19 protein-coding genes are annotated in these 20941 nt (G+C 60.1%); 9 read left to right on the forward strand and 10 right to left on the reverse strand.

Translation table 11 applies throughout. The features are described from left to right. Positions 1-157: 157 nt before the first annotated feature. Both ACP7CZ_RS25490 and ACP7CZ_RS25495 read right to left on the reverse strand, forming a co-directional pair. Positions 158-1117: a hypothetical protein gene (locus ACP7CZ_RS25490; protein ID WP_054896691.1), complete on the reverse strand. Its 960-nt coding sequence runs from the start codon at positions 1115-1117 to the stop codon at positions 158-160. A gap of 73 nt (positions 1118-1190) precedes the next feature. Beyond that, positions 1191-1328 carry a hypothetical protein gene (locus ACP7CZ_RS25495; RefSeq protein ID WP_003175756.1) on the reverse strand — a complete coding sequence of 46 codons (138 nt, stop codon included), beginning with the start codon at positions 1326-1328 and terminating at the stop codon, positions 1191-1193. Positions 1329-1975: 647 nt separating this feature from the next. Between ACP7CZ_RS25495 and ACP7CZ_RS25500 the strand changes: the two genes are divergently transcribed. From ACP7CZ_RS25500 to arfB, 3 genes are all read left to right on the forward strand, one after another. Beyond that, positions 1976-3397: an amino acid permease gene (locus ACP7CZ_RS25500; protein WP_057975120.1), complete on the forward strand. Its 1422-nt coding sequence runs from the start codon at positions 1976-1978 to the stop codon at positions 3395-3397. Positions 3398-3497: 100 nt separating this feature from the next. Then, on the forward strand, positions 3498-4181 hold the full coding sequence (locus tag ACP7CZ_RS25505) for a pentapeptide repeat-containing protein (protein WP_054896693.1): 684 nt from the start codon (positions 3498-3500) through the stop codon (positions 4179-4181). Between the two features lie 11 nt (positions 4182-4192). Further along, on the forward strand, positions 4193-4606 hold the full coding sequence (gene arfB, locus ACP7CZ_RS25510; RefSeq protein ID WP_034128536.1) for an alternative ribosome rescue aminoacyl-tRNA hydrolase ArfB: 414 nt from the start codon (positions 4193-4195) through the stop codon (positions 4604-4606). Here arfB and ACP7CZ_RS25515 read toward each other — a convergent pair. The 3 genes from ACP7CZ_RS25515 to ACP7CZ_RS25525 form a co-directional block, all read right to left on the reverse strand. Continuing rightward, positions 4603-5799, reverse strand: a complete 1197-nt coding sequence (locus ACP7CZ_RS25515) for an MFS transporter (RefSeq protein ID WP_054896694.1) — start codon at positions 5797-5799, stop codon at positions 4603-4605. The two genes, arfB and ACP7CZ_RS25515, sit on opposite strands and share 4 nt — an antisense overlap. A gap of 103 nt (positions 5800-5902) precedes the next feature. Then, on the reverse strand, positions 5903-6085 hold the full coding sequence (locus ACP7CZ_RS25520) for a hypothetical protein (RefSeq protein ID WP_054918213.1): 183 nt from the start codon (positions 6083-6085) through the stop codon (positions 5903-5905). Positions 6086-6448: 363 nt separating this feature from the next. Continuing rightward, positions 6449-6760: a DUF962 domain-containing protein gene (locus tag ACP7CZ_RS25525; protein WP_034128574.1), complete on the reverse strand. Its 312-nt coding sequence runs from the start codon at positions 6758-6760 to the stop codon at positions 6449-6451. A 160-nt stretch (positions 6761-6920) separates the two neighbouring features. On the opposite strand from ACP7CZ_RS25525, the gene ACP7CZ_RS25530 reads away from it, so the two are divergent. After that, positions 6921-7979 (forward strand): AraC family transcriptional regulator, encoded by a 1059-nt coding sequence (locus ACP7CZ_RS25530; protein ID WP_054896696.1) that lies wholly within the window; start codon positions 6921-6923, stop codon positions 7977-7979. Here ACP7CZ_RS25530 and ACP7CZ_RS25535 read toward each other — a convergent pair. From ACP7CZ_RS25535 to ACP7CZ_RS25555, 5 genes are all read right to left on the reverse strand, one after another. Then, entirely contained in the window at positions 7936-9390 is a 1455-nt protein-coding gene (locus ACP7CZ_RS25535; protein ID WP_003193780.1) for a TrkH family potassium uptake protein, read from the reverse strand. The two genes, ACP7CZ_RS25530 and ACP7CZ_RS25535, sit on opposite strands and share 44 nt — an antisense overlap. Positions 9391-9612: 222 nt before the next feature. Beyond that, a complete protein-coding gene (locus tag ACP7CZ_RS25540) occupies positions 9613-10950 on the reverse strand; it encodes an imelysin family protein (protein WP_034128533.1) in 1338 nt (445 codons plus the stop codon). A 126-nt stretch (positions 10951-11076) separates the two neighbouring features. Then, entirely contained in the window at positions 11077-13128 is a 2052-nt protein-coding gene (locus ACP7CZ_RS25545; protein WP_054896697.1) for a putative bifunctional diguanylate cyclase/phosphodiesterase, read from the reverse strand. Between the two features lie 549 nt (positions 13129-13677). Further along, entirely contained in the window at positions 13678-14274 is a 597-nt protein-coding gene (locus tag ACP7CZ_RS25550) for a superoxide dismutase (RefSeq protein ID WP_003175739.1), read from the reverse strand. Positions 14275-14452: 178 nt separating this feature from the next. Continuing rightward, a complete protein-coding gene (locus tag ACP7CZ_RS25555) occupies positions 14453-15052 on the reverse strand; it encodes a LysE/ArgO family amino acid transporter (protein ID WP_252949982.1) in 600 nt (199 codons plus the stop codon). Between the two features lie 100 nt (positions 15053-15152). Here ACP7CZ_RS25555 and ACP7CZ_RS25560 point away from each other — a divergent pair, with 100 nt between their 5' ends. The 5 genes from ACP7CZ_RS25560 (at position 15153) to ACP7CZ_RS25580 (ending at position 20929) form a co-directional block, all read left to right on the forward strand. Further along, entirely contained in the window at positions 15153-16046 is an 894-nt protein-coding gene (locus ACP7CZ_RS25560; protein WP_054896698.1) for a LysR family transcriptional regulator ArgP, read from the forward strand. Between the two features lie 52 nt (positions 16047-16098). Beyond that, positions 16099-17097, forward strand: a complete 999-nt coding sequence (locus tag ACP7CZ_RS25565; protein ID WP_034128528.1) for an NAD-dependent epimerase/dehydratase family protein — start codon at positions 16099-16101, stop codon at positions 17095-17097. 127 nt (positions 17098-17224) lie between these two features. Further along, on the forward strand, positions 17225-18049 hold the full coding sequence (locus tag ACP7CZ_RS25570; RefSeq protein ID WP_054896699.1) for a hypothetical protein: 825 nt from the start codon (positions 17225-17227) through the stop codon (positions 18047-18049). 229 nt (positions 18050-18278) lie between these two features. Further along, positions 18279-19538 (forward strand): AGE family epimerase/isomerase, encoded by a 1260-nt coding sequence (locus ACP7CZ_RS25575; RefSeq protein ID WP_294204633.1) that lies wholly within the window; start codon positions 18279-18281, stop codon positions 19536-19538. A 104-nt stretch (positions 19539-19642) separates the two neighbouring features. Then, on the forward strand, positions 19643-20929 hold the full coding sequence (locus ACP7CZ_RS25580) for an ABC transporter substrate-binding protein (protein ID WP_003193767.1): 1287 nt from the start codon (positions 19643-19645) through the stop codon (positions 20927-20929). Positions 20930-20941: the final 12 nt, after the last annotated feature.

Genomic DNA, 20941 nt, shown 5'->3' on the forward strand with positions numbered 1-20941 from the left:
CTGGGGCGCGAAGCGGCCCCAAAAATGGGACTGCTACGCAGTCCAGCGGGAGCAAGCTCCCTCGCCACAAGTCACTGGTTGTCTGCTCTAGCTCTTAACTGACTGGCATTAGGGCAAGCCCGGCTCCCACAGGGATCTCTACACGTCTGACGGTCTTTTAAAAGGCAAAGGCGCCATCAAACACCGGCTTGTCATCCAGCGCCAACACCCCGCTGGCGAAGATCAGGTCCAGGTGATGGCTGCCCTTCTGCCCGCCACCCAAGCCCAGGTGCAACCCGCAGTGACGCTCTTCAAACCCGGCATTGCGCGCATACAAGTCCTTGACCCCTTCATTGGTGCCAATCCCCAACTCCTCCACGCGACGGTTGGACGGGTTGGCATTCAGGTACTTGTTGAAGTCATCTGCCAACCCCGGCACTTCGCTGGCCACGCTGCAAACGGTGGAGTTCTCGATCCATAACTCCAACGGCGATTGCAGCACGCCGTATTTGCGTGCAAAGGGGATGGTACTGAGGAAAGTGCCGACAAACCGCACCTGGCCGTTGATGGCTTCGCTGTGGGTGGCGATTTCGCCGGGCGCCAGGTCGTGGTTGCCGACGCCGTTGATATTGGTCCACTTCTTGATGCTGCTCATCGGCGCTTCCAGGCGCGAACCGTGTTTGTCGGTAAAGCTCAGCACGTTGGCCTGGGCCATGCGCCGGATCAGTGTGGCGTTGAGGTCGGCGATGCGTTGGGGCTCGACGCTGAAGGTGTCGTAAAAATAGTCGCCGTAATCCTTGAACAGCAGGGATTTCTTCCAGTGCTCGGCCATCACGCCTTGCAGGGCGCGGATAAAGTCAGGGCCTTCGGCGCGTGGGTTGGGCAGCGTGGAGGAATCGTAGAGAAACAGGTACAGATCACAGGTTTGAATGGCCTTTGCCAGGGTGTCGCTGGGCGCCAGGTCCAGGCGTTGCAGTTGGAAGTTGAAGCGGGCGGCGCTGCCGTGGGTGATCGCCTGGGCGATGGCGTCATAGCGCTCGGTATGGCCCAGCAACACGGTGGGGCGGTTCAGGCCGTTGAGGGCCGGGTGGTGAGCAAGGTAGTAGAGAAAGTGTTCGACGGCGCGGGCCTTGTCCATGACGGGTGTCCTTCGGTGCCTTGGGTAAGGGGGCAGGCGCCGTGCACAGCGCCTGCCGGATGCCTGCCGGTTATTAGAAAGGCCACATCGCGGTGCCAAAAGGCACAACGGCATCGGCTTGCATCATTTCAACGGCGGCCTCATGGGTCGGCGCTTCAAACCAATCGTCGAGTTGCAGTTCGGTTTCCAGGTCGTTTTCCAGTGCTTGCATGGTGTATCTCCTAGAGGACGTTGATTGAGAACGGCTCACCCACGGGCTTCGCGGGCAAGTGGAAAGAACCTAGAAGAGAGTGTTTCGAAATGCAAAAAATTTATTGACACGGTTTCATTTGCATTTTTTCTTCTGTTTTTTGGCGGATTTTTTTATTCAGGCAAAACAGTAAATTGGCTGAAGCGATTCTTCAGATTTTGCCTTCCGACAGAATTCCGTTGAGGGCTGCCAAAGTCTGGCTGTAACGCAGGATTTCCGTGGTGTAACGATAGATTTACGCAACTGCCCTGCCGTTGTTGGGGGGCGCGCCGATGTAAGCATTAGCTGACAGAATTGCCTGTGCACTTTCCCGGTGCGTGCCGAAGCTGTCGAGCGGTGTACAATGCGCCGCGTTTTACTGTGACCCCCCTTGCGTACCCACGCAAAAGGCCAAGACCTCAGGGTTTGATCCCCCTGATCACTCCGCCTGGCCACGAGCCGGACGGGTTCGATTTCGTCACAGATAAAAACAAACAGGTGACGCATGACCATTAGAAAGACGCTGTACTCCTGGTGCCTGCGCTGGGGGTTGAGCGGCGCTGCTTGAGTCGGTAATTCAAGGCAGCAACCTGCATTCAACTCTTCAAACCTTGCGTGAGACCCTTTTCATGAGTGGACCCCATTCCTCTTCAGGCGAGCTGAAACGCGGCCTGAAAAATCGGCATATCCAGTTGATCGCCCTCGGTGGCGCCATCGGCACCGGCCTGTTCCTGGGCTCGGCCGGGGTGCTCAAATCCGCCGGCCCGTCGATGATCCTGGGCTATGCCATCTGTGGCTTTATCGCCTTCATGATCATGCGCCAGCTTGGCGAAATGATCGTCGAGGAGCCCGTCGCCGGCTCCTTCAGCCATTTTGCCCACAAGTACTGGGGCGGTTTCGCCGGTTTTCTGTCGGGCTGGAACTGCTGGATTCTGTACATTCTGGTGGGTATGTCGGAGCTGACGGCCGTCGGCAAGTACGTGCATTACTGGTGGCCGGAGATTCCGACCTGGGTCTCTGCTGCGGCCTTCTTCGTGCTGATCAACGTGATCAACCTGGCCAACGTCAAAGTCTTCGGTGAAGCCGAGTTCTGGTTCGCCATCATCAAGGTGGTGGCGATCGTCGGCATGATTGCCCTGGGCAGCTACCTGCTGGTCAGCGGCAGCGGCGGCCCGCAAGCCTCGGTCAGCAACCTGTGGGAGCATGGTGGTTTCTTCCCCCATGGCGTCGGCGGCTTGGTGATGGCCATGGCGATTATCATGTTCTCCTTCGGCGGCCTGGAAATGCTCGGCTTTACTGCTGCCGAAGCCGACCAGCCACGTACCGTGATCCCCAAGGCGATCAATCAGGTGATCTACCGCATCCTGATTTTCTACATCGGTGCCCTGGTAGTACTGCTGTCGCTCACACCGTGGGACAGCCTGCTGGCGACCCTCAACGCCTCCGGCGATGCCTACAGCGGTAGCCCGTTCGTGCAGGTGTTCTCGATGCTGGGCAGTAACACCGCCGCGCATATCCTCAACTTCGTGGTGCTGACCGCCGCGCTGTCGGTGTACAACAGCGGTACCTACTGCAACAGCCGCATGCTCTTGGGCATGGCCGAGCAGGGCGACGCGCCCAGGGCCCTGGCGAAGATCGATAAGCGCGGCGTGCCGGTGCGTTCGATCCTGGCCTCGGCAGCGATCACCCTGGTGGCGGTGCTGATGAACTACCTGATGCCCCATGACGCGCTGGAACTGCTGATGTCGCTGGTGGTGGCCACGTTGGTGATCAACTGGGCGATGATCAGTTTCTCCCACGTCAAGTTCCGCCAGCACATGAACCGCACCGGCCAGGTGCCGCTGTTCAAGGCGTTGTGGTATCCGTATGGAAACTACATCTGCCTGGCGTTCGTGGTGTTTATCCTGGTGATCATGCTGATGATGCCGGGGATTCAGGTGTCGGTATATGCGATCCCGGTGTGGGTAGCGTTCATGGCAGTATGTTACTGGATCAAGAACAAGCGCACGGCGCGGTCAGCGATTGGCGCAACGGGTCCGGTTCTGGAGTAGGACTTTTCCCCTTGCAGAAAACCCGGCGCCCTGCCGGGTTTTTTGTGGGTATGGCACGTTAGAATCGCCCCCTCTTTTTTCCGCCTACCCGGAGGCCCCGATGCAATACACCGACGTCGCCGATAGCGCCTTGCAGCGCGATGAACTGCAAGACTTGATCGGCCGGCACAGCGGCCCTTTGCGCTTGATCGGAGTAGATTTAAGTGGTGTCGACCTGTCGCGCATGGCACTGGACAACTGGGTGTTCGAGCGCTGCACCCTGGTCCAGACCTCGTTTCTCGGTTCTCGACTGGAAGGGACTCAGTGGAAAAACTGCCGAGCCAGCCTCGCCATTTTCGAAGCGGCCAACCTGCTCGAGGCGCAATTCCACAGTTGCGATCTGAACAACACTCGTTGGCAGCGCAGCAAACTGTCCCAGGCGACTTTTACCCAGTGCAAGCTGACGGGCGCCAATTTCACCCATTGCGCGTCACTGGGGCTGAGCTTCAGCGAAACCCTGCTCAACAGTGCCTTTTTATCCGGGTTGTCGTTTGCTCGAAGTGTGCTCAATAATCTGGATTTTTCCGACAGCGACTTGTCGGATACGGACTTTCGCAAGGCTGAACTGGTCGACTGCAGCCTCGCACATGCCCGCATCAACGGCGCTAATTTTGCGGGTGCCGACTTGCGCGGTGCAGATTTGAGCGGTTTTCGCCTCAATGATGCCAAACTGTTCAAAGGCGCCGTGATTTCCAAAGCCCAGGCGTCGATATTGTTGTCCGAGTTGGGCTTGTCCGTTGCCTAAGGTTTTGATTGATGCTGGAAATTTCCAACAATGTGCACCTGCCCGACGCCGAGATCGAGCTGACCGCCATTCGTGCCCAGGGTGCCGGTGGGCAGAACGTCAATAAGGTGTCGAGTGCGGTGCACCTGCGGTTTGATATTCCGGCCTCGTCGTTGCCGGAGTTTTACAAGGAGCGCCTGCTGGCGCTGCGTGACAGCCGGATCACCAGCGAAGGCGTGCTGGTGCTCAAGGCCCAGCAATATCGCACCCAGGAGCAGAACCGTGCCGATGCGCTGGAGCGCCTGGTGGAGTTGATCCAGAGCGCCACCAAGGTCGAGAAAAAGCGTCGTCCGACCAAGCCCACCCTGGGTTCGAAGAAACGCCGCCTGGAGTCCAAGACCAAGCGCGGCAGCATCAAGGCCGGGCGCGGCAAGGTCGACTTCTAGGCGTCGCGTGTTTCGCGGGCCTTAGGCGCCTGGCGGTACAGGTAGAAGCTCAGCAGCAAACCGGCGAAAGCTGCGAGGGCCGCGAACAGGAAGATTGAGGCAAAGCCAAAACCTGCCGCCACGGCGCCCGCCAGCGGCCCGGTGATGCCCAGGGACAAGTCGATAAACAGCGAATAGGCGCCCACCGCCGAACCTCGGCTGGAGGCCGGCACCAGGTTGACCGCCTCTACCCCCAGCGCCGGGAACACCAGGGAAAAGCCGAAACCGCTCAACGCCGCACCCGCCAACGCCAGTTGGGCATCCGGCGCCAGCCACAGCAACAGCAGGCCCAGTACTTCCACTGACAGGCAGGCGATTGCGACGCGAAAACCGCCAATGCGGTTGATCAAATTGCCAAACAGCAAGCGTGCGCCGATAAAACTGGCACCGAACAGGCTCAAGGCCCACACCGCGTTATCCCAGTGCTGGGTGCTGTAATACAACGTGATAAAGGTGGCGATGGTGCCAAAGCCGATGGAGCCCAGCGCCAGCGCGCAACCATGGGGCAGCACGCGGCCCAGCACGTTCATGAACGGCAAACGTACGCCGGGCACAATCGGCGCCGCTTGTTTTTTCCAGGCCAACAGCACACCCAGCACGGCCAACAGAATGATGCTGACGCCCATGCTCCACAGCCCAAAATGGCTGACCAGCAGCACCCCCAACGGCGCACCCACCGCCAGCGCGCCGTAGCTGGCAATGCCGTTCCAGGAAATAACCTTGGCCGTGTTCGCCGCGCCGACACGGCCAATGCCCCAGCCAATCGCGCCCGAACCCACCAGGCTTTCAGCGCTGCCCAGCACCAGCCGCCCGACCAGCAGGCAGCCGAGGCTCAGAGCCGGCAGGCTGGAAAACCACGCCGCAAACAACATGAACACGCCACTCAAGCCGCAGCCCACCAAGCCGATCAGCACGGCGCGCTTGCTGCCCAGATTGTCGATGATCTTACCGGCATAGGGGCGGCTCAGCAGGGTTGCCAGGTATTGCACGCTGATCACCAGCCCGGCGATGACGGCGCCATAGCCCAACTGGCTATGGACATAGCCCGGTAGTACGGCCAGGGGGATGCCGATATTCAAGTAGCCGATGAAGGTAAACAGCACGATGGAAACGACTTGCAGCGTGACCGTCATGGGGCGCTGGGTATCTGGCATGGGAGAGATCCACTGTCGCAGCAGGTAAAGATAGGCTGCTAATGATACCGGTGCGCAAGCCGGGCAGGGCGGCAAAAATGTAAAACGTCAGATCTAAGGCAGATCAAGCTTGGGCGGGGGCCAGCAATTGGGTGGTCACCAGGGCCGCCAGGGCGTTTTCCTGGGTGCCGAAGCGCTTGAGCAGTGCTGCTTGCTTGTCGGCACTGAGGCGGTTCCAGACTTCGACCATCTGCAAGGCAGCGTCGAGTACAGCGGCGTCCGGCGTGTCGGAAGGGGAAGTGGTCATAGTGAAGGTCTCGGATAATTCAGGCAGTGTGGAAAGCGCTCAAAGGCGCGCTTTCCACACGGTCTGGTACGGCGTCAGTCTCGGCTTTCGCGCTCGACTGGTTTTGCTTCTTTGGCCTCAGGCTGCTTGTCGCTGGCCTGCTGCGGTGTTGGCTGCTCAGTTGGGTGCAGGCTTGGGAAGGGGAGATTAGGTATCTCGTGCATCGTGGTCGCTCCTCGCAAGGTCTGTTTTTTCAATCGCAGGTGATTCCGCGCTCTCAAAAAGCCTTGGCAGGATACAGCACCGTAAATGACAAAAAGACTTTTATCTCCACAGATGCACAATTTTTAATGGTTCAGGCGCAAGTGACATGAGGTCACACCCCTAGAACGGCACCTTGCCCAGGATCATGTCGCGGTACATCACAAAATCCCCCAGCAAGCTGTAGAACGGGTGCTGAAAGGTGGCGGGGCGGTTCTTTTCGAAGAAGAAGTGGCCAATCCAGGCAAAGCTGTAGCCTGCCAGGGGCAACGCCAGCAGCAGAACCAATGAGCCTCTGCCGATGGCGTACGCGAGAATGCCTATTACCAGGGTGGTGCCGATAAAGTGCAGGCGTCGGCAGGTGCTGTTGCCATGTTCGCTCAGGTAGTACGGGTAGAACTCGGCAAAACTGTTGAATTTCTTGATGTTTTCCACGGTCACCGGCCCTCTGGTTGCTGTGCCGCCAACGGGTGCGCGGCGGGGAGCTTATTTGAGTCTAGAGTGATCAGTGCTAACAGCCAGTGACAATAGATGCCACTTTAGTATCCTTGGCTTCCTGGCTGCCGTTTGAGCCTGCTTTCAACAAGAAGACGCCATGAGCGAACGAACAACTTCTGCAAGCTGGGCGATGGGCATCGTCAAGGCGCTGGAAATGGATGGCCTGGATTGCCGTGCCTTGTTCAAGCAACTGGGCCTGGACTACGCCGCCCTCAGTGACCCCGATGCGCGCTTCCCGCAAGACGCCATGACCCGCCTGTGGCAACGCGCGGTAGAGGTGTCGGGTAACCCGGCGATTGGCCTGAACATGGGCAAGGTGGTGCGCCCGGCCTCGTTTCACGTTGCCGGTTATGCGTTGATGTCCAGCAACACCCTGGCCGAAGGTTTTATGCGATTGGTGCGCTACCAGCGCATCATCGCCGAAAGCGCTGATTTGAGTTTTCGACTGTTACCCGAAGGCTATGCGTTGATTCTGACGGTGCATGGCGATCACCTGCCGCCGACCCGTCAAAGCGCCGAAGCCTCGCTGGCCAGCGCCCTGGCCCTGTGCGGCTGGCTCACCGGGCGCACCCTGCAGCCCCGCAAAGTGCTGCTGCAAGGCGAGCAGCCAGCGGACCTGGCGCCCTACCAACAGGCCTTTCATGCGCCTTTGCAATTCAATGCACCCTATGACGCGCTGATTTTCGAGCAGGCGGACATGGAGGCGCCGCTGCCCACGGCCAACGAAGCCATGGCGCTGTTGCATGATCGCTTTGCCGGTGAATACCTGGCGCGTTTTTCCGAAAGCCGCGTGACCCACAAGGCGCGTCAGGTGCTGTGCCGCCTGTTGCCTCAGGGCGAGCCCAAGCGCGAAGCCGTGGCCCAGACGTTGCACCTGTCCCAGCGCACCTTGCAGCGGCGGCTGCAGGAGGAGGGCACCAGCTTCCAGGCCTTGCTTGATGACACCCGGCGCGAACTGGCCGAGCAGTACCTGGCACAACCCAGCATGACCTTGCTGGAAATCGCTTACCTGCTGGGGTTTGCCGACCCGAGCAACTTTTTCCGCGCGTTTCGCCGCTGGTTCGATGCCACGCCCGGTGAATACCGGGCGCGCTTGCAGCAAACGTCGTCGGTCAGTGACGCCAGAACGCCGGAATGCACAACACAAACACGGTGATGATCTCCAGGCGCCCCAACAACATGCCCAGGGACAGGATCCACTTGGCGGCATCCGGCAGGGTGGCGAAGTTGCCGGCCGGGCCGATGGTTTCGCCCAGGCCGGGGCCCACGCCGGAAACGGTACTGGCGGCGCCGGTCAACGCGGTCATCCAGTCCACGCCTAGCAGCGACAGGGCCAGGGCGATCATGCAGATGGTGATGGCGAAGAAAAACGAAAAAGTCAGGATCGACCGCACAATCTCTTCATCGAGGCGATGGCCGTTGTACTTCTGCTTGATCACCGCGCGCGGATGGATCAACTGATTCAAGTTGGCCTTGAGCAGGATGTAGGCCACCTGGAAACGGAAGATTTTGATACCGCCCGCGGTGGAGCCCGAGCAGCCGCCGATAAAGCCCAGGTAGAAAAACAGCATCAGTGAGAAGTTGCCCCACAAGCTGTAATCCCCCAGTGCAAAGCCGGTGGTAGTCACCACAGACGTCACGTTCAGCGCCACATGGCGCAAGGCATCGAGCCAATGCAGGTTGGTGGTCCACCAGTACCAGGTGCCGAGTACCAGCCAGGTCACCAGCAACAGGCCGAGCAAGCCTTGCACCTGCTGGTCCTTGATCAGCGCCCGACGGTTACCACGTAAAGTGGCCACGTACAGGGCGAACGGCAAGCTGCCCAGGATCATCACCACCACCGCGACCCAATGCACCGCCGGTTGTTTCCAATGGGCCAGGGACTCGTCCGAGGTGGAAAACCCGCCCGTGGAAATCGCCGACATCGCATGGTTGATCGCATCGAACACGCCCATTCCGGCCCACCAGAAGGCCAGGCTGCCGAAGATGGTGATGCCCACATACGCCGCCACGATCAGGCGCGCCACCATGTGTGAACGAGGCATGACCTTTTCCGAGCGGTCCGAGGATTCGGTCTGGAACAGGCGCATGCCACCAATGCGCAGCAGCGGCAGGATCGCCACCGCCATGCCGATAAAGCCGATACCGCCGAGCCAGTGCAGCAGCGAACGCCACATCAAGATGCCCGGCGACATGCTGTCCAGCCCGCTCAACACGGTGGAGCCTGTGGCGGTGATGCCGGACATGCTTTCGAAGAACGAGTCGGTGTAGCTGATGTGCTGGGTCAGCAAAAAGGGCAGGGCCGCGAAGATGCACACCACCACCCAACTACTGACCGTCAGCAGGTACATGTCCCTGGGGCGCAGGTGCACGTGCTCTGGGCGACCAGGGATGACCAGCGCCAGGCCGGCGATAAAGGTGATCAGGCTGGCCCACAGGAACGAGGGCAGGTCGCTGGTGCGTTCGAAGATCACCAGGGTCGCCATCGGGATCACCATGGCGACCGCAAGGGTGATCAGGAAGATGCCGATGATGAAACCGATGATGCGCAGGGTCGGCAACGCCATGAAGTTCGCTCGGGTGATTGGGCAGAGGCGCCATTCTACCTGCGGTGCAGGTCTTGTAAACCAAGGGCTGCCGGTTGATGGAGAACCCCTGTGGGAGCTGGCCTGCCAGCCGGCGGATATCCACCTGACGCCCCGCAAGCCAGCTCCCACAGGTATAACGGCGGCAGTTATTGCGCGCATGAAAAAGGCGACCCGCAGGTCGCCTCTTTCAACTGCGCTTGATCAGAACTCGTGATCAGCGCTGTCCGGGTTCAGGTCGCTGATGCCCAGCTTGCCAGCAGCGGCTTCGATCGAGCCGGTCTGCTTGACCAGGGCGGCAATCGAGTCACGCACGATCTGGTTGCCCTTTTCATTGTCGGCGGCGATCAACTGGTCGTAGTGCTCGCCGTTGTTGGCGTGGTCAACCATCACCTGGATCTTCGCTTCGGTGGCGGCCAGGTCAGCCTTGAGGGCTGCATCGGCTGCCGGGTCGGCCTTGGCCACCAGGGACGACAGGCTGGCGCCGGTCAGCTTGGTACCGTCAACACGGGTGTATTCGCCCAAGTAAACGTTACGGATGCCCTTGGCGTCGTAGAAGTGCGAGTAATGGGTGTTGTCGCTGAAGCAGTCTTGCTCGTCTTCTGGCGAGTTGGCTTCCAGGGATACTTTCATGCGCTCCCCGGCGAGTTCGCCCAGAGACAGGCTGCCCATGCCGAACAGCATTTTACGCAGGCCATCGGTCGCAGGTTCCGACTCCAGGGTGGCGCGGTAGTTGTCTTCGACGTTGGGCTTCCAGTTGCCGACCATTTCCTGCAGGTCGCTGACCAGCAGTTGAGTGACAGCTCGCAGGTAAGTGCGGCGACGCTCGTTGTGGCCGCCGGTTGCACCATCACCGGTCATGTAGTCCGACGCCGGGCGGTTGCCCGCGCCTGGGCCGGTGCCGTTGAGGTCCTGGCCCCACAGCAGGAATTCGATGGCGTGGTAGCCGGTGGCGACGTTCGCTTCGGAACCGCCCAGTTCATTGAGGCTGGCGAGTTTTTCCGGAGTGATCTCCTTGACGTCGACCTTGTCTTCGCCGACCTGGATCTCGTTATTGGCGATGATGTTGGCGTTCGCACCTGGGTTGCCCAGCGCGTGCTCGTAGGACTTGTCGACGTAGTCGATCAGGCCTTCGTCCAGGGGCCAGGCGTTCACCTGGCCTTCCCAGTCGTCGATGATGGTGTTGCCGAAGCGGAATACTTCGCTCTGCAGGTAGGGTACGCGTGCGGCGATCCAGGCGGTACGGGCCGCTTTCAGGGTTTCGTCGTTCGGGTTGGCGAGGAAGGTATCGATTGCGGTCTGCAGGGTTTTTGCGGTGGATTCGGCATCGCTGTACACCGCAAACACCATGTCTGCGTAGTGCGCGACCACGGCCTTGGCGGCCGCTTCGTCGACCTGGCCAGCCGGGGCAGCCGCCGGTGCGGTAGTGCTGGCGGCAGCGGGTGCCTGGGGCGCGGCGGCCTTGTCTTTACCTTCGCCGCAACCGGCGAGAGAAATGGCAATGGCCAGCAGACTGGCGGTGGCCAGGGGCATACGAATCATGGCGAACATCCTGCTTCGGTTGTTGAAAGGGCGCGCGGGGAGCGCAAACGCTGCGACATAATGCGAAAGATTTGCATTTTGTGTAAAGGCTTATACGCGGGAAATATTGAGTATCGAAGTGTAAATTCAAAGACTCACGGCGTTATTGCGCTCGGACTGCTTCAGATAAGCCGTCAACTCCCGGGCCTGCAGCGGTTTGCTGTAGTGATAGCCCTGCCCCTCATGGCACCCCTCGGAGATGATGTAGGCCTCCTGTTCGGCAGTCTCCACGCCTTCGGCAATCACCTGCATGCCCAGGCTTTTGCCCAATTGGATAATGGCGCGCACGATGGTGGCGTCATCGTCGTCGTCCTGCAGGTCCTGGACGAAGCTCTTGTCGATCTTGATCTTGTCCAGGGGCAGGCTCTTGAGGTAACTCAAGGATGAGTAGCCGGTGCCGAAGTCATCAATGGCGATCAGCGCGCCGGAGCGACGCAGGCTCAGCAGGTGCTGGGCTGCGGTGCTGATGTCTTCCATCAGGCCGGTCTCGGTCACTTCCAGCTCCAAGCTGCGGGGCGGCAGGCGATAGATCTGCATCAGGTTGTTGACCACCCGCGGCAACTCGGTGTGGTGCAGTTGCACGGTGGACAGGTTGACGGCCATGCGCAGCGCGGTGAAACCCTGGTCATGCCATTCGCGCAGTTGCCGACACGCCTGGTCCAGCACCCATTCGCCGATGGGAATGATGGTGCCGTTCTGTTCCGCCAAGGGAATGAACAAGTCCGGCGGTACCAGCCCATGTTCCGGGTGTTGCCAGCGCAGCAGGGCTTCCACACCGACCACGTGATGGTCGAGATAGCTGATTTGTGGTTGGTACACCAAGTGAAACTGCTCGCGGCCCAAGGCGTCTCGCAAGTCTTTCTCCAGTTCACGACGCCGGCGCATTTCGCTGTCGACGCTGGCGATATAAAACTGATAGCGGTTGCGCGAGCGGCTCTTGGCCAGGGTCATGGTCTGCTCGGCTTTCTGGAGCAACTTCTCGGTGCTGTCGCCATCTTCCGGGAACAGCGTGATGCCGATGGTGGCGCGCAGGCGGATCAGGTCATGCTCAAGGGCGAACTCTGCTTCCAGGTCATCAAGGATGCTTTGCGCCAGTTCGGCGGCTTCGTAGGGCTGGTCGATATCGGCTTGCACCAGGGCGAACTGGTCGCCGCCCAGGCGGGCGAGCGTGCCCAGGTGGCCACTATGGGCGCGCAAGCGATCAGCCAGCGCCAACAAGAGTTTGTCGCCGGCCTGGTAGGTGAATTGCTCGTTGACGCTCTTGAAATCATCCAGCCCCACGCACAACACCGCGACACGGCGTTGCCGGCGGCCGGCGTCCGTGAGGATTTTGTCCAGTTGCGCCTGCAACTTCTGGCGGTTCGGCAGGCCGGTCAGGAAGTCGTATTGGGCCATGCGCAACAGGCTCGATTCGGCCTCGTGGCGCAGGTGGGTATTGCGCTCGATGGATTCGAGCAATTGGTTGGCGGTGTTTATCCACTGCCCCAGTTCGTTGCGTTCGTGGCCCTTGAGCTGAGGGATCTTGTGCTCGCTGGGGCGGTCCGGGTTGATCGAGGTCAGGTGCTCGATCATCCGCGACAGCGGTTTGGTGAGCATCCAGTGATACACCAGGTACAGCACCAGCCCCATGACCAGGGCGCGCAATACGCCCGAGATAAAGATGATGACCGAGCTGACCAGAAAACTTCGGCCATAGGTGGCGGTGTCGAGGGTGATGCTCAGGTCGCCGTAATATTCGCTGTAGGGGCCCTTGCCCACCAACGCAGTAGTAAAGGAGCGTTCCTGGCCAAGAATCAGGTCGGTCAACCAGCGGCTGGGCGACTGCTGTAAAGGACGGCTTTTTTCCGCCAGCATGGTCTCGTTGGGGTGCCCGATGGAAGCCATGCGCACAGCGTCGTCCTGGAACAGACCTTCGATCACCTGCATGCCCATCTCGCGATCCAGGCTGTACACGGCCTGGGTCGAGGGGTCGCGAAACATGTCGAGGATGCGCTGGGCATCGCCCGCCACGGCCTGGCGCGTCTTGTAGGCATCAAAAACGATCTGCGCCACGCTCAGCGCCACACCCACGATCAATGCCGAAAGCAGCACAACCCGTAGCAACTTCACCGACAAGCTGTTCTTGAGTTCCAGCTTCAAAGGGGCATTCCTTGTCTCATGCGGGTGGCCGTCAATATGCCATGAGTATTGGCAATCTGGTGATGGCAGTCAAAGGGACATTCGGGCTTGAGATTAATTGAAGGGGCTGGATAAACGTGGAGGGATACCCGCTTATGAGACGTGGGCAGAGGGCTTGGCGTGGGCTGGATGCCTGGCAGAGAAGAAGGCGGAACAGATCCGCCTTCTGTTTGGCGACGCTCTCAAAAATTGATCTTACCCTCTGGCTGTTGCTCTTCCCCTCCGACCTTTGACTGTTCACCCGCGATGTCTACGAGTTTGTTCGTCAAGTCCAGTGCGCTTTTCGCCAGGTCCATTCCCTTCTCAAGAAGACCGGATAACATTGGCACTGCACCCGCGGCCGTTGAAATAGGATCCATTGTCATTCTCCACATTGATTCAGGAGGTTTATTCCTCCTGGCGTTTGTGTGGTGAATAGTTACCGTTGGGTTCCGGGATTTCTGGCATGGCAATCAGGGCGCCCATGAAAAAGCCCGGCAATCGCCGGGCTCTTTTTACTGCAAGCGTCGCTTAGGCAGTGAAGGTCTTGCCTTCGAACTGCTCAGCCACAAACTTCCAGTTGACCAGGTTCCAGAACGCTTCTACATACTTTGGACGCACGTTGCGGTAGTCGATGTAGTAGGCGTGTTCCCAGACGTCGCAGGTCAACAGCGGGGTGTCGCCGTTGGTCAGCGGGTTGCCGGCGCCGATGGTGCTGGCCAGGGCCAGGGAACCGTCAGCCTTTTTCACCAGCCAGCCCCAACCGGAACCGAAGGTGCCGACCGAAGTCTTGGTGAACTCTTCCTTGAACTTGTCGAACGAACCGAACGCAGCGTTGATGGCTTCAGCCAGTGCGCCGGTTGGTTGGCCGCCGGCGTTCGGCGCCAGGCAGTTCCAGTAGAAAGTGTGGTTCCAGACCTGAGCGGCGTTGTTGAAGATGCCACCCGAGGAAGACTTGACGATCTCTTCCAGGGTCTTGCCTTCGAACTCGGTGCCAGGCACCAGGTTGTTCAGGTTCACGACATAGGTGTTGTGGTGCTTGTCGTGGTGGTATTCCAAGGTTTCCTTGGAGATGTGCGGCTGCAGGGCATCGTGTGCGTAGGGCAGCGGCGGCAATTCGAAAGCCATGATGATTCTCCTAATCAGGTCAGTTGCGGTGAGCGCAAGGCCGATCACGGGCGGCCAAACATGCGCCGGGGAGTTTGTACTCTTTGCGGCGCAGGGGGCCGATCATAGCACCGGGGGTGCGGCATAACCACGCAACAACTGTGTGGGATAGAGGTTCCAGAGCGTTTTGGAATATTGCTCAGGCGCTGATCAGTTGATAGGCCACCGAGAACATCATCGCGGCCACCAGCAGGTCCAGCAGGCGCCAGGTGGCCGGGCGTGCCAGCCAGGGTGCCAACCATGCCGCACCCAGCGCCAGGGTGGCGAACCACAGGAACGATGCACTGGCTGCACCGGCTACGTAGGCACCGGGTTCGGTTTGTTGCGCGCCCAGGGAGCCGATCAGCAGGACGGTATCCAGGTAGACATGGGGGTTGAGCAAGGTGACCGCCAAAGCGCTCAGCAGCACAGCGCGTAATGAGCGCATCTTGAGGGTGCCGCTTTGGTCCAGGCTCTGCTTGGTGCAAGCCCTGCGCAGCGCGCATGCGCCGTACCAGAGCAAGAACGCTGCACCGCCCCAGCGTGCCACCGCCAGCAGTATCGGGCTCTGCGCCAGCACGGTGGCCAGCCCGAATACCCCAGCGGCCACTAGCAGGGCGTCGCAGATCACACACAACGCCGCCACGGGTAAGTGATGTTCGCGGCGCAGGCTCTGCGCGAGTACGAATGCATTTTGGCTGCCGATTGCCATGATCAACCCGAGGGCCACCAGCAAACCGTTCATATAGCTTTGCCACATAGAGGGAGATCCTTGTTGATGCTCAAACGATGCTGGCTATGGTGCGGGTCGGGGCTGTATAAGAAAAACCAATATTGCTGATCGCTCATTAGAGAAACTGATGTTCGACTATAAATTGCTTTCCGCCTTGGCGGCGGTGGTGGAACAAGCCGGCTTTGAGCGCGGTGCCCAGGTGTTGGGGCTGTCGCAATCAGCCATCTCCCAACGCATCAAGCTATTGGAGGCGCGCGTCGGCCAGCCGGTGTTGATACGGGCCTCGCCGCCAACGCCCACCGATATCGGTCGGCGCCTGCTCAACCATGTGCAGCAGGTGCGTTTGCTGGAGCGTGACCTGCAAAGCCAGGTGCCGGCCCTGGACGAGGAGGGCATGCCTGAGCGCTTGCGCATTGCCCTGAATGCCGACAGCCTCGCCACTTGGTGGGCCGAGGCAGTCAGCGACTTCTGCGCCGAACAGCACGTGTTGCTGGACCTGGTGGTCGAAGACCAGACCGTGGGCCTCAAGCGCATGCGCGCCGGTGAAGTGGCGGCCTGCATTTGTGCCAGCGAGCGTCCTGTGGCCGGTGCTCGCAGCCTGTTGCTGGGCGCCATGCGTTATCGGGCGCTGGCCAGCCCGGCCTTTCTGGCGCGGCATTTTCCTGGAGGCGTGCGGGCCGACCAATTGGCGCGCACGCCTGCGCTGGTGTTCGGCCCGGATGATTTCCTGCAGCACCGCTACCTGGCGTCCCTTGGCGTGGACGGTGGTTTCGAACACCATCTATGCCCGTCATCCGAAGGTTTTATCCGCCTGACGGAAGCCGGCCTGGGGTGGGGCCTGGTGCCTGAATTGCAGGTGCGCGACCAGTTGGAAACCGGTGTATTGGTCGAGTTATTGCCAGATAAGCCCATCGATGTGCCGCTGTACTGGCATCATTGGCGCAGTGGCGGGCAACTGTTGGGCTTGTTGACCGACCATCTGGCCGATGTGTGTGGTCATTGGTTGGTGCCGTTGGAGTGATGGCGCGCGTCAAGGCAAGAGCGATGAAAAATGAAAGAACACGGAGTACGACATGAAAATTCTGGTCACCGGCGCAAGCGGCTTCATTGGCGGGCGCTTTGCGCGCTTCGCCCTTGAGCAGGGCCTGGACGTGCGGGTCAACGGGCGGCGCGCCGAGGGTGTGGAACACCTGGTGCGGCGCGGTGCCGAGTTCATCCAGGGTGATTTGAATGATGCCGACCTTGTGCGCGACCTGTGCCGCGATGTCGAAGCCGTGGTGCATTGCGCCGGCGCCGTTGGGCTGTGGGGCAAGTACCAGGACTTCCACCAGAACAACGTATTGGTCACCGAAAACGTCGTCGAAGCCTGCCTGAAACAGCGCGTGGGGCGCCTGGTGCACCTGTCGTCGCCGTCGATCTATTTTGACGGTCGTGATCACCTTGGGCTCACCGAAGAGCAAGTGCCCAAGCGTTTCAAGCATCCCTATGCCGCTACCAAGTACTTGGCCGAGCAGAAGGTGTTCGGCGCCCAGGAGTTCGGCCTGCAAGTGATAGCCCTGCGCCCACGCTTTGTCACCGGGGCCGGCGATATGAGTATCTTCCCGCGCTTGCTGAAAATGCAGCGCAAGAACCGTCTGGCGATCGTCGGCGACGGTTTGAACAAAGTCGACTTCACCAGCGTGCACAACCTCAACGAGGCGCTGCTCAGCAGTTTGCTCGCCACCGGCTCGGCCCTGGGCAAAGCCTACAACATCAGCAACGGCGCACCGGTGCCGATCTGGGATGTGGTGAACTACGTGATGCGGCAGATGGAGCTGCCCCAAGTGACCCGCTATCGATCCTACGGTTTGTCCTACAGCGTGGCGGCGTTGAACGAGGCATTCTGCGCGATGTGGCCGGGGCGGCCGGAACCGGCGTTATCGCGTCTGGGCATGCAAGTGATGAATAAAAACTTCACCCTCGACATCAGTCGCGCCAGGCATTATCTCGACTACGAGCCCAAGGTCAGCCTGTGGGCCGCGCTCGACGAGTTCTGCAGTTGGTGGAAAGCCCAGGACCCGGGCCGCCAATAACCTCATAAGCAGCAACACTTCGGGAACCCCATTCCAGGTTCCGAGTCGATCCATGCGCCGGGAGTGCGGTTTATACTCCTGCCGCTCGGCTTTACAGCCAGCCATCTCATTGATTCAGGGTAGATTCATGCGCAACGATGCTAAAGACGACTTCGACAACGTTCCCAGCCTGCGGGCCGACCTTGGGGATGACGATGATTTCGTGCCGACCCCCGCGACGTCGGTGCGTTCGCGAACGACGCCCGTGGTCAAGGTCAAGAGCGCCAGCACTGGCCCGTTGTGGGCACTGGTCGGTGCGCTGTTGATCGCCTTTGCGGGCCTGGCCTGGTGGAGCTTCCAGCAGATTTCCCTGATGGGCCAGCAGTTGGTTGCCACCCAGGAAAGCTTTGCCCGCATCAGCGAGGAAGCGGCAGGACGGCTACAGGCGATTTCCGGCAAGGTCGTGGCCAGCGAAGCGAATGTGAACAACGGCAGCGAAGCCTTGAAGCTGCAGATCAAGCAACTGGAAGCCCAGTTGCAGGAGCAGGGCAAGCAACAGTTGGGCGTCGCCGGTCAAACCACCGAACTTGACAGCCGCCTGGCCCAGATGAGCGCCAGCAACACCGAGCTGACAGCGGCCAATACCAAGCTGCAAGGCCAGGTGCAGGCCCTCACTGACGCGGTCACCAGCCTCACGGCAGCACAGGCCGAGAGCAAGGGCCTGGCCACCGATGTGGCGGCCTTGAAGAAACAAGGCAACCCAAGCGCGGCCATCGCCCGCCTCGAGCAGGACGTGCTGGTGCTCAAGAGCGCCCAGGAAAACCAACCGGCCAATATCGACGCGCCGACCAACAAGGAATTTGACGTGTTCCGCATCCAGACCACGCGCAATATCACCACCTTGCAGAGCCAGGTGCAGAACTTGAATCAGCGTCTCAATGCGCCTGCTGCGGTCACCCCACTGGGTCAATGAACTCAAAATCATCCTCTGTAGGAGCGAGCTTGCTCGCAAAAAACGTTAACGATCACGCAGGTTTCCTGGAATAAACGCGGCGCTTGTGAGCTTTTCGCGAGCAAGCTCGCTCCTACATTAAGGTGTTGATTGTCACCACTCGGTGACATTTCTTTTCCCCTTCGTTACTTGCCCCTGCCGTGCCCTTGTTTAGACTCCGGTCATCCCAAAAAAACAATAAGGGCCACCCATGACCACCCACCCACTGCCTGCCAGCAGTTGGCTGAATGCACCTGCCCATCACGCTTGGCTCGCCGCGGAAGGCCAGCGCCTGTTGGCGTTCGCCAAGGCATCGCGCCTGCCGGACGGGTTCGGCAACCTCGACGATAAAGGCCAGTTGCCGGCCAATGCTCGCGCCGAAACCATGAACACCGCGCGCATGACCCACAGCTTTGCCATGGCCCATGCCATTGGGTTGCCGGGTTATGCCGAACTGGTGGCGCACGGTGTGGCAGCGCTCAGCGGCCCGCTGCGTGACAGTGAGCACGGTGGCTGGTTCGCCGCGCCCCAGGCGGCTGATGGCAACACCGGCAAGGCCGCCTATCTGCACGCCTTCGTGGCCCTCGCCGCCAGCTCTGCCGTGGTGGCCGGCGCGCCGGGTGCGCGCACATTAATGAACGACGCCGTCCATATCATCGACCAGTTCTTCTGGAGCGAAGAGGAGGGCGTTATGCTTGAATCCTTTGCCCGGGACTGGAGCGGCGTCGAAGCCTATCGTGGCGCCAACAGCAACATGCACGCCACCGAAGCTTTCCTGGCATTGGCCGATGTCAGTGGTGATACACGTTGGCTGGACCGTGCGCTGCGCATCGTCGAACGGGTGATCCACACCCACGCCGCTGGCAACCAGTTCATGGTCATCGAACATTTCGATGCGCACTGGAAGCCGTTGCTCGGTTACAACCAAGACAACCCCGCCGATGGCTTTCGCCCCTACGGCATCACCCCCGGCCATGGTTTCGAATGGGCGCGGTTGCTGCTGCACCTTGAAGCTGCGCGCCTCAAGGCCAAGCTGACCACGCCGGACTGGCTGGTAAGCGACGCCAAAGGCCTGTTCGCCAGTGCCTGCGAGTACGCCTGGGCGGTGGATGGTGCGCCGGGCCTTGTCTACACTCTGGATTGGAACCAGCGCCCGGTGGTACGCGAGCGCCTGCACTGGACCCATGCTGAAGCCAGCGCCGCTGCTCAGGCGCTGCTCAAACGTAGCGGCGAGCTGCATTACGAAACCTGGTACCGACGCTTCTGGGAGTTTTGCGAAACCCACTTCATCGACCGGCTCCAGGGCAGTTGGCACCACGAACTCAGCCCGCACAACCAACCCAGCAGTAAAATCTGGGGCGGCAAACCTGACCTGTACCATGCCTGGCAAGCGGTCGTGCTGCCTGCACTGCCCTTGGCACCCAGCCTGGCCAGTGCATTGGGCAGCGGATGCTATGTCACCAGGTGGTGACATTTGTACGTCCCTTTGTTACCTGCGCCCCGAAAATCCATGTTTAAACTCCGTGCAGCGCAAGCTCTAGACTTGCATGCATAACAACAAGAAAAGGTACTCAGATGAACGCGATTAATCGCCTCGCCGTCGCTATTTCCATTGCCTCGTTGTTCCCCCTCAGTGCATTTGCCGCCGACTCCAAAGGTACGGTGGAAGTGGTGCATTGGTGGACCTCCGGCGGTGAAAAAGCGGCTGTGGATGTCCTGAAGGCCCAAGTTGAGAAAGACGGCTTCACCTGGAAAGACGGTGCAGTGGCAGGCGGCGGTGGCGCCACCGCCATGACCGTGCTGAAAAGCCGTGCGGTCGCTGGCAACCCGCCAGGCGTTGCCCAGATCAAAGGCCCCGATATTCAGGAATGGGCCTCTACTGGCCTGCTCGACACCGACGTGCTCAAAGACGTCGCCAAAGAAGAAAAATGGGATTCGCTGCTCGACAAGAAAGTCTCCGACACCGTGAAATACGACGGTGACTACGTGGCCGTGCCGGTGAATATCCACCGCGTGAACTGGCTGTGGATCAACCCGGAAGTCTTCAAGAAAGCCGGCATCACCAAGAACCCAACCACCCTCGAAGAATTCTATGCAGCGGGCGACAAGCTCAAGGCTGCAGGCTTCATTGCGCTCGCCCACGGCGGTCAGCCTTGGCAGGACAGCACCGTGTTCGAAGCGGTGGTGCTTTCGGTAATGGGCGCTGATGGCTACAAGAAAGCGCTGGTCGACCTGGATAACGGCGCACTGACCGGCCCGGAAATGGTCAAGGCCCTCACCGAGCTGAAGAAAGTCGCGACCTACATGGACGTCGACGGCAAGGGCCAGGACTGGAACCTGGAAGCTGGCAAGGTCATCAACGGCAAGGCCGGCATGCAGATCATGGGTGACTGGGCCAAGTCCGAGTGGACCGCCGCCAAGAAAGTCGCCGGCAAGGATTATGAGTGCGTAGCGTTCCCGGGCACTGATAAAGCCTTCACCTACAACATCGACTCCCTGGCGGTGTTCAAGCAGAAAGACAAAGGCACTGCCGCTGGTCAGCAGGACATCGCCAAAGTAGTGTTGGGTGAAAACTTCCAGAAGGTGTTCAGCATCAACAAGGGCTCGATCCCTGTGCGTAACGACATGCTGACCAAGATGGAATCCTACGGCTTTGATTCCTGCGCCCAGACCGCCGCCAAGGACTTCCTGGCCGACGCCAAGACTGGCGGCCTGCAGCCAAGCATGGCGCACAACATGGCCACCACCCTGGCGGTGCAAGGTGCGTTCTTTGATGTCGTGACCAACTTCATCAACGACCCGAAAGCCGACCCGGCCGACACGGCCAAGAAGCTTGGCGCGGCGATCAAGTCGGCCAAGTAACACCCTATGTAG

The sequence above is a fragment of the Pseudomonas sp. DWP2-2 genome (assembly GCF_049897065.1).
In the GTDB taxonomy this organism is placed as follows: Bacteria; Pseudomonadota; Gammaproteobacteria; order Pseudomonadales; family Pseudomonadaceae; genus Aquipseudomonas; species Aquipseudomonas paracarnis.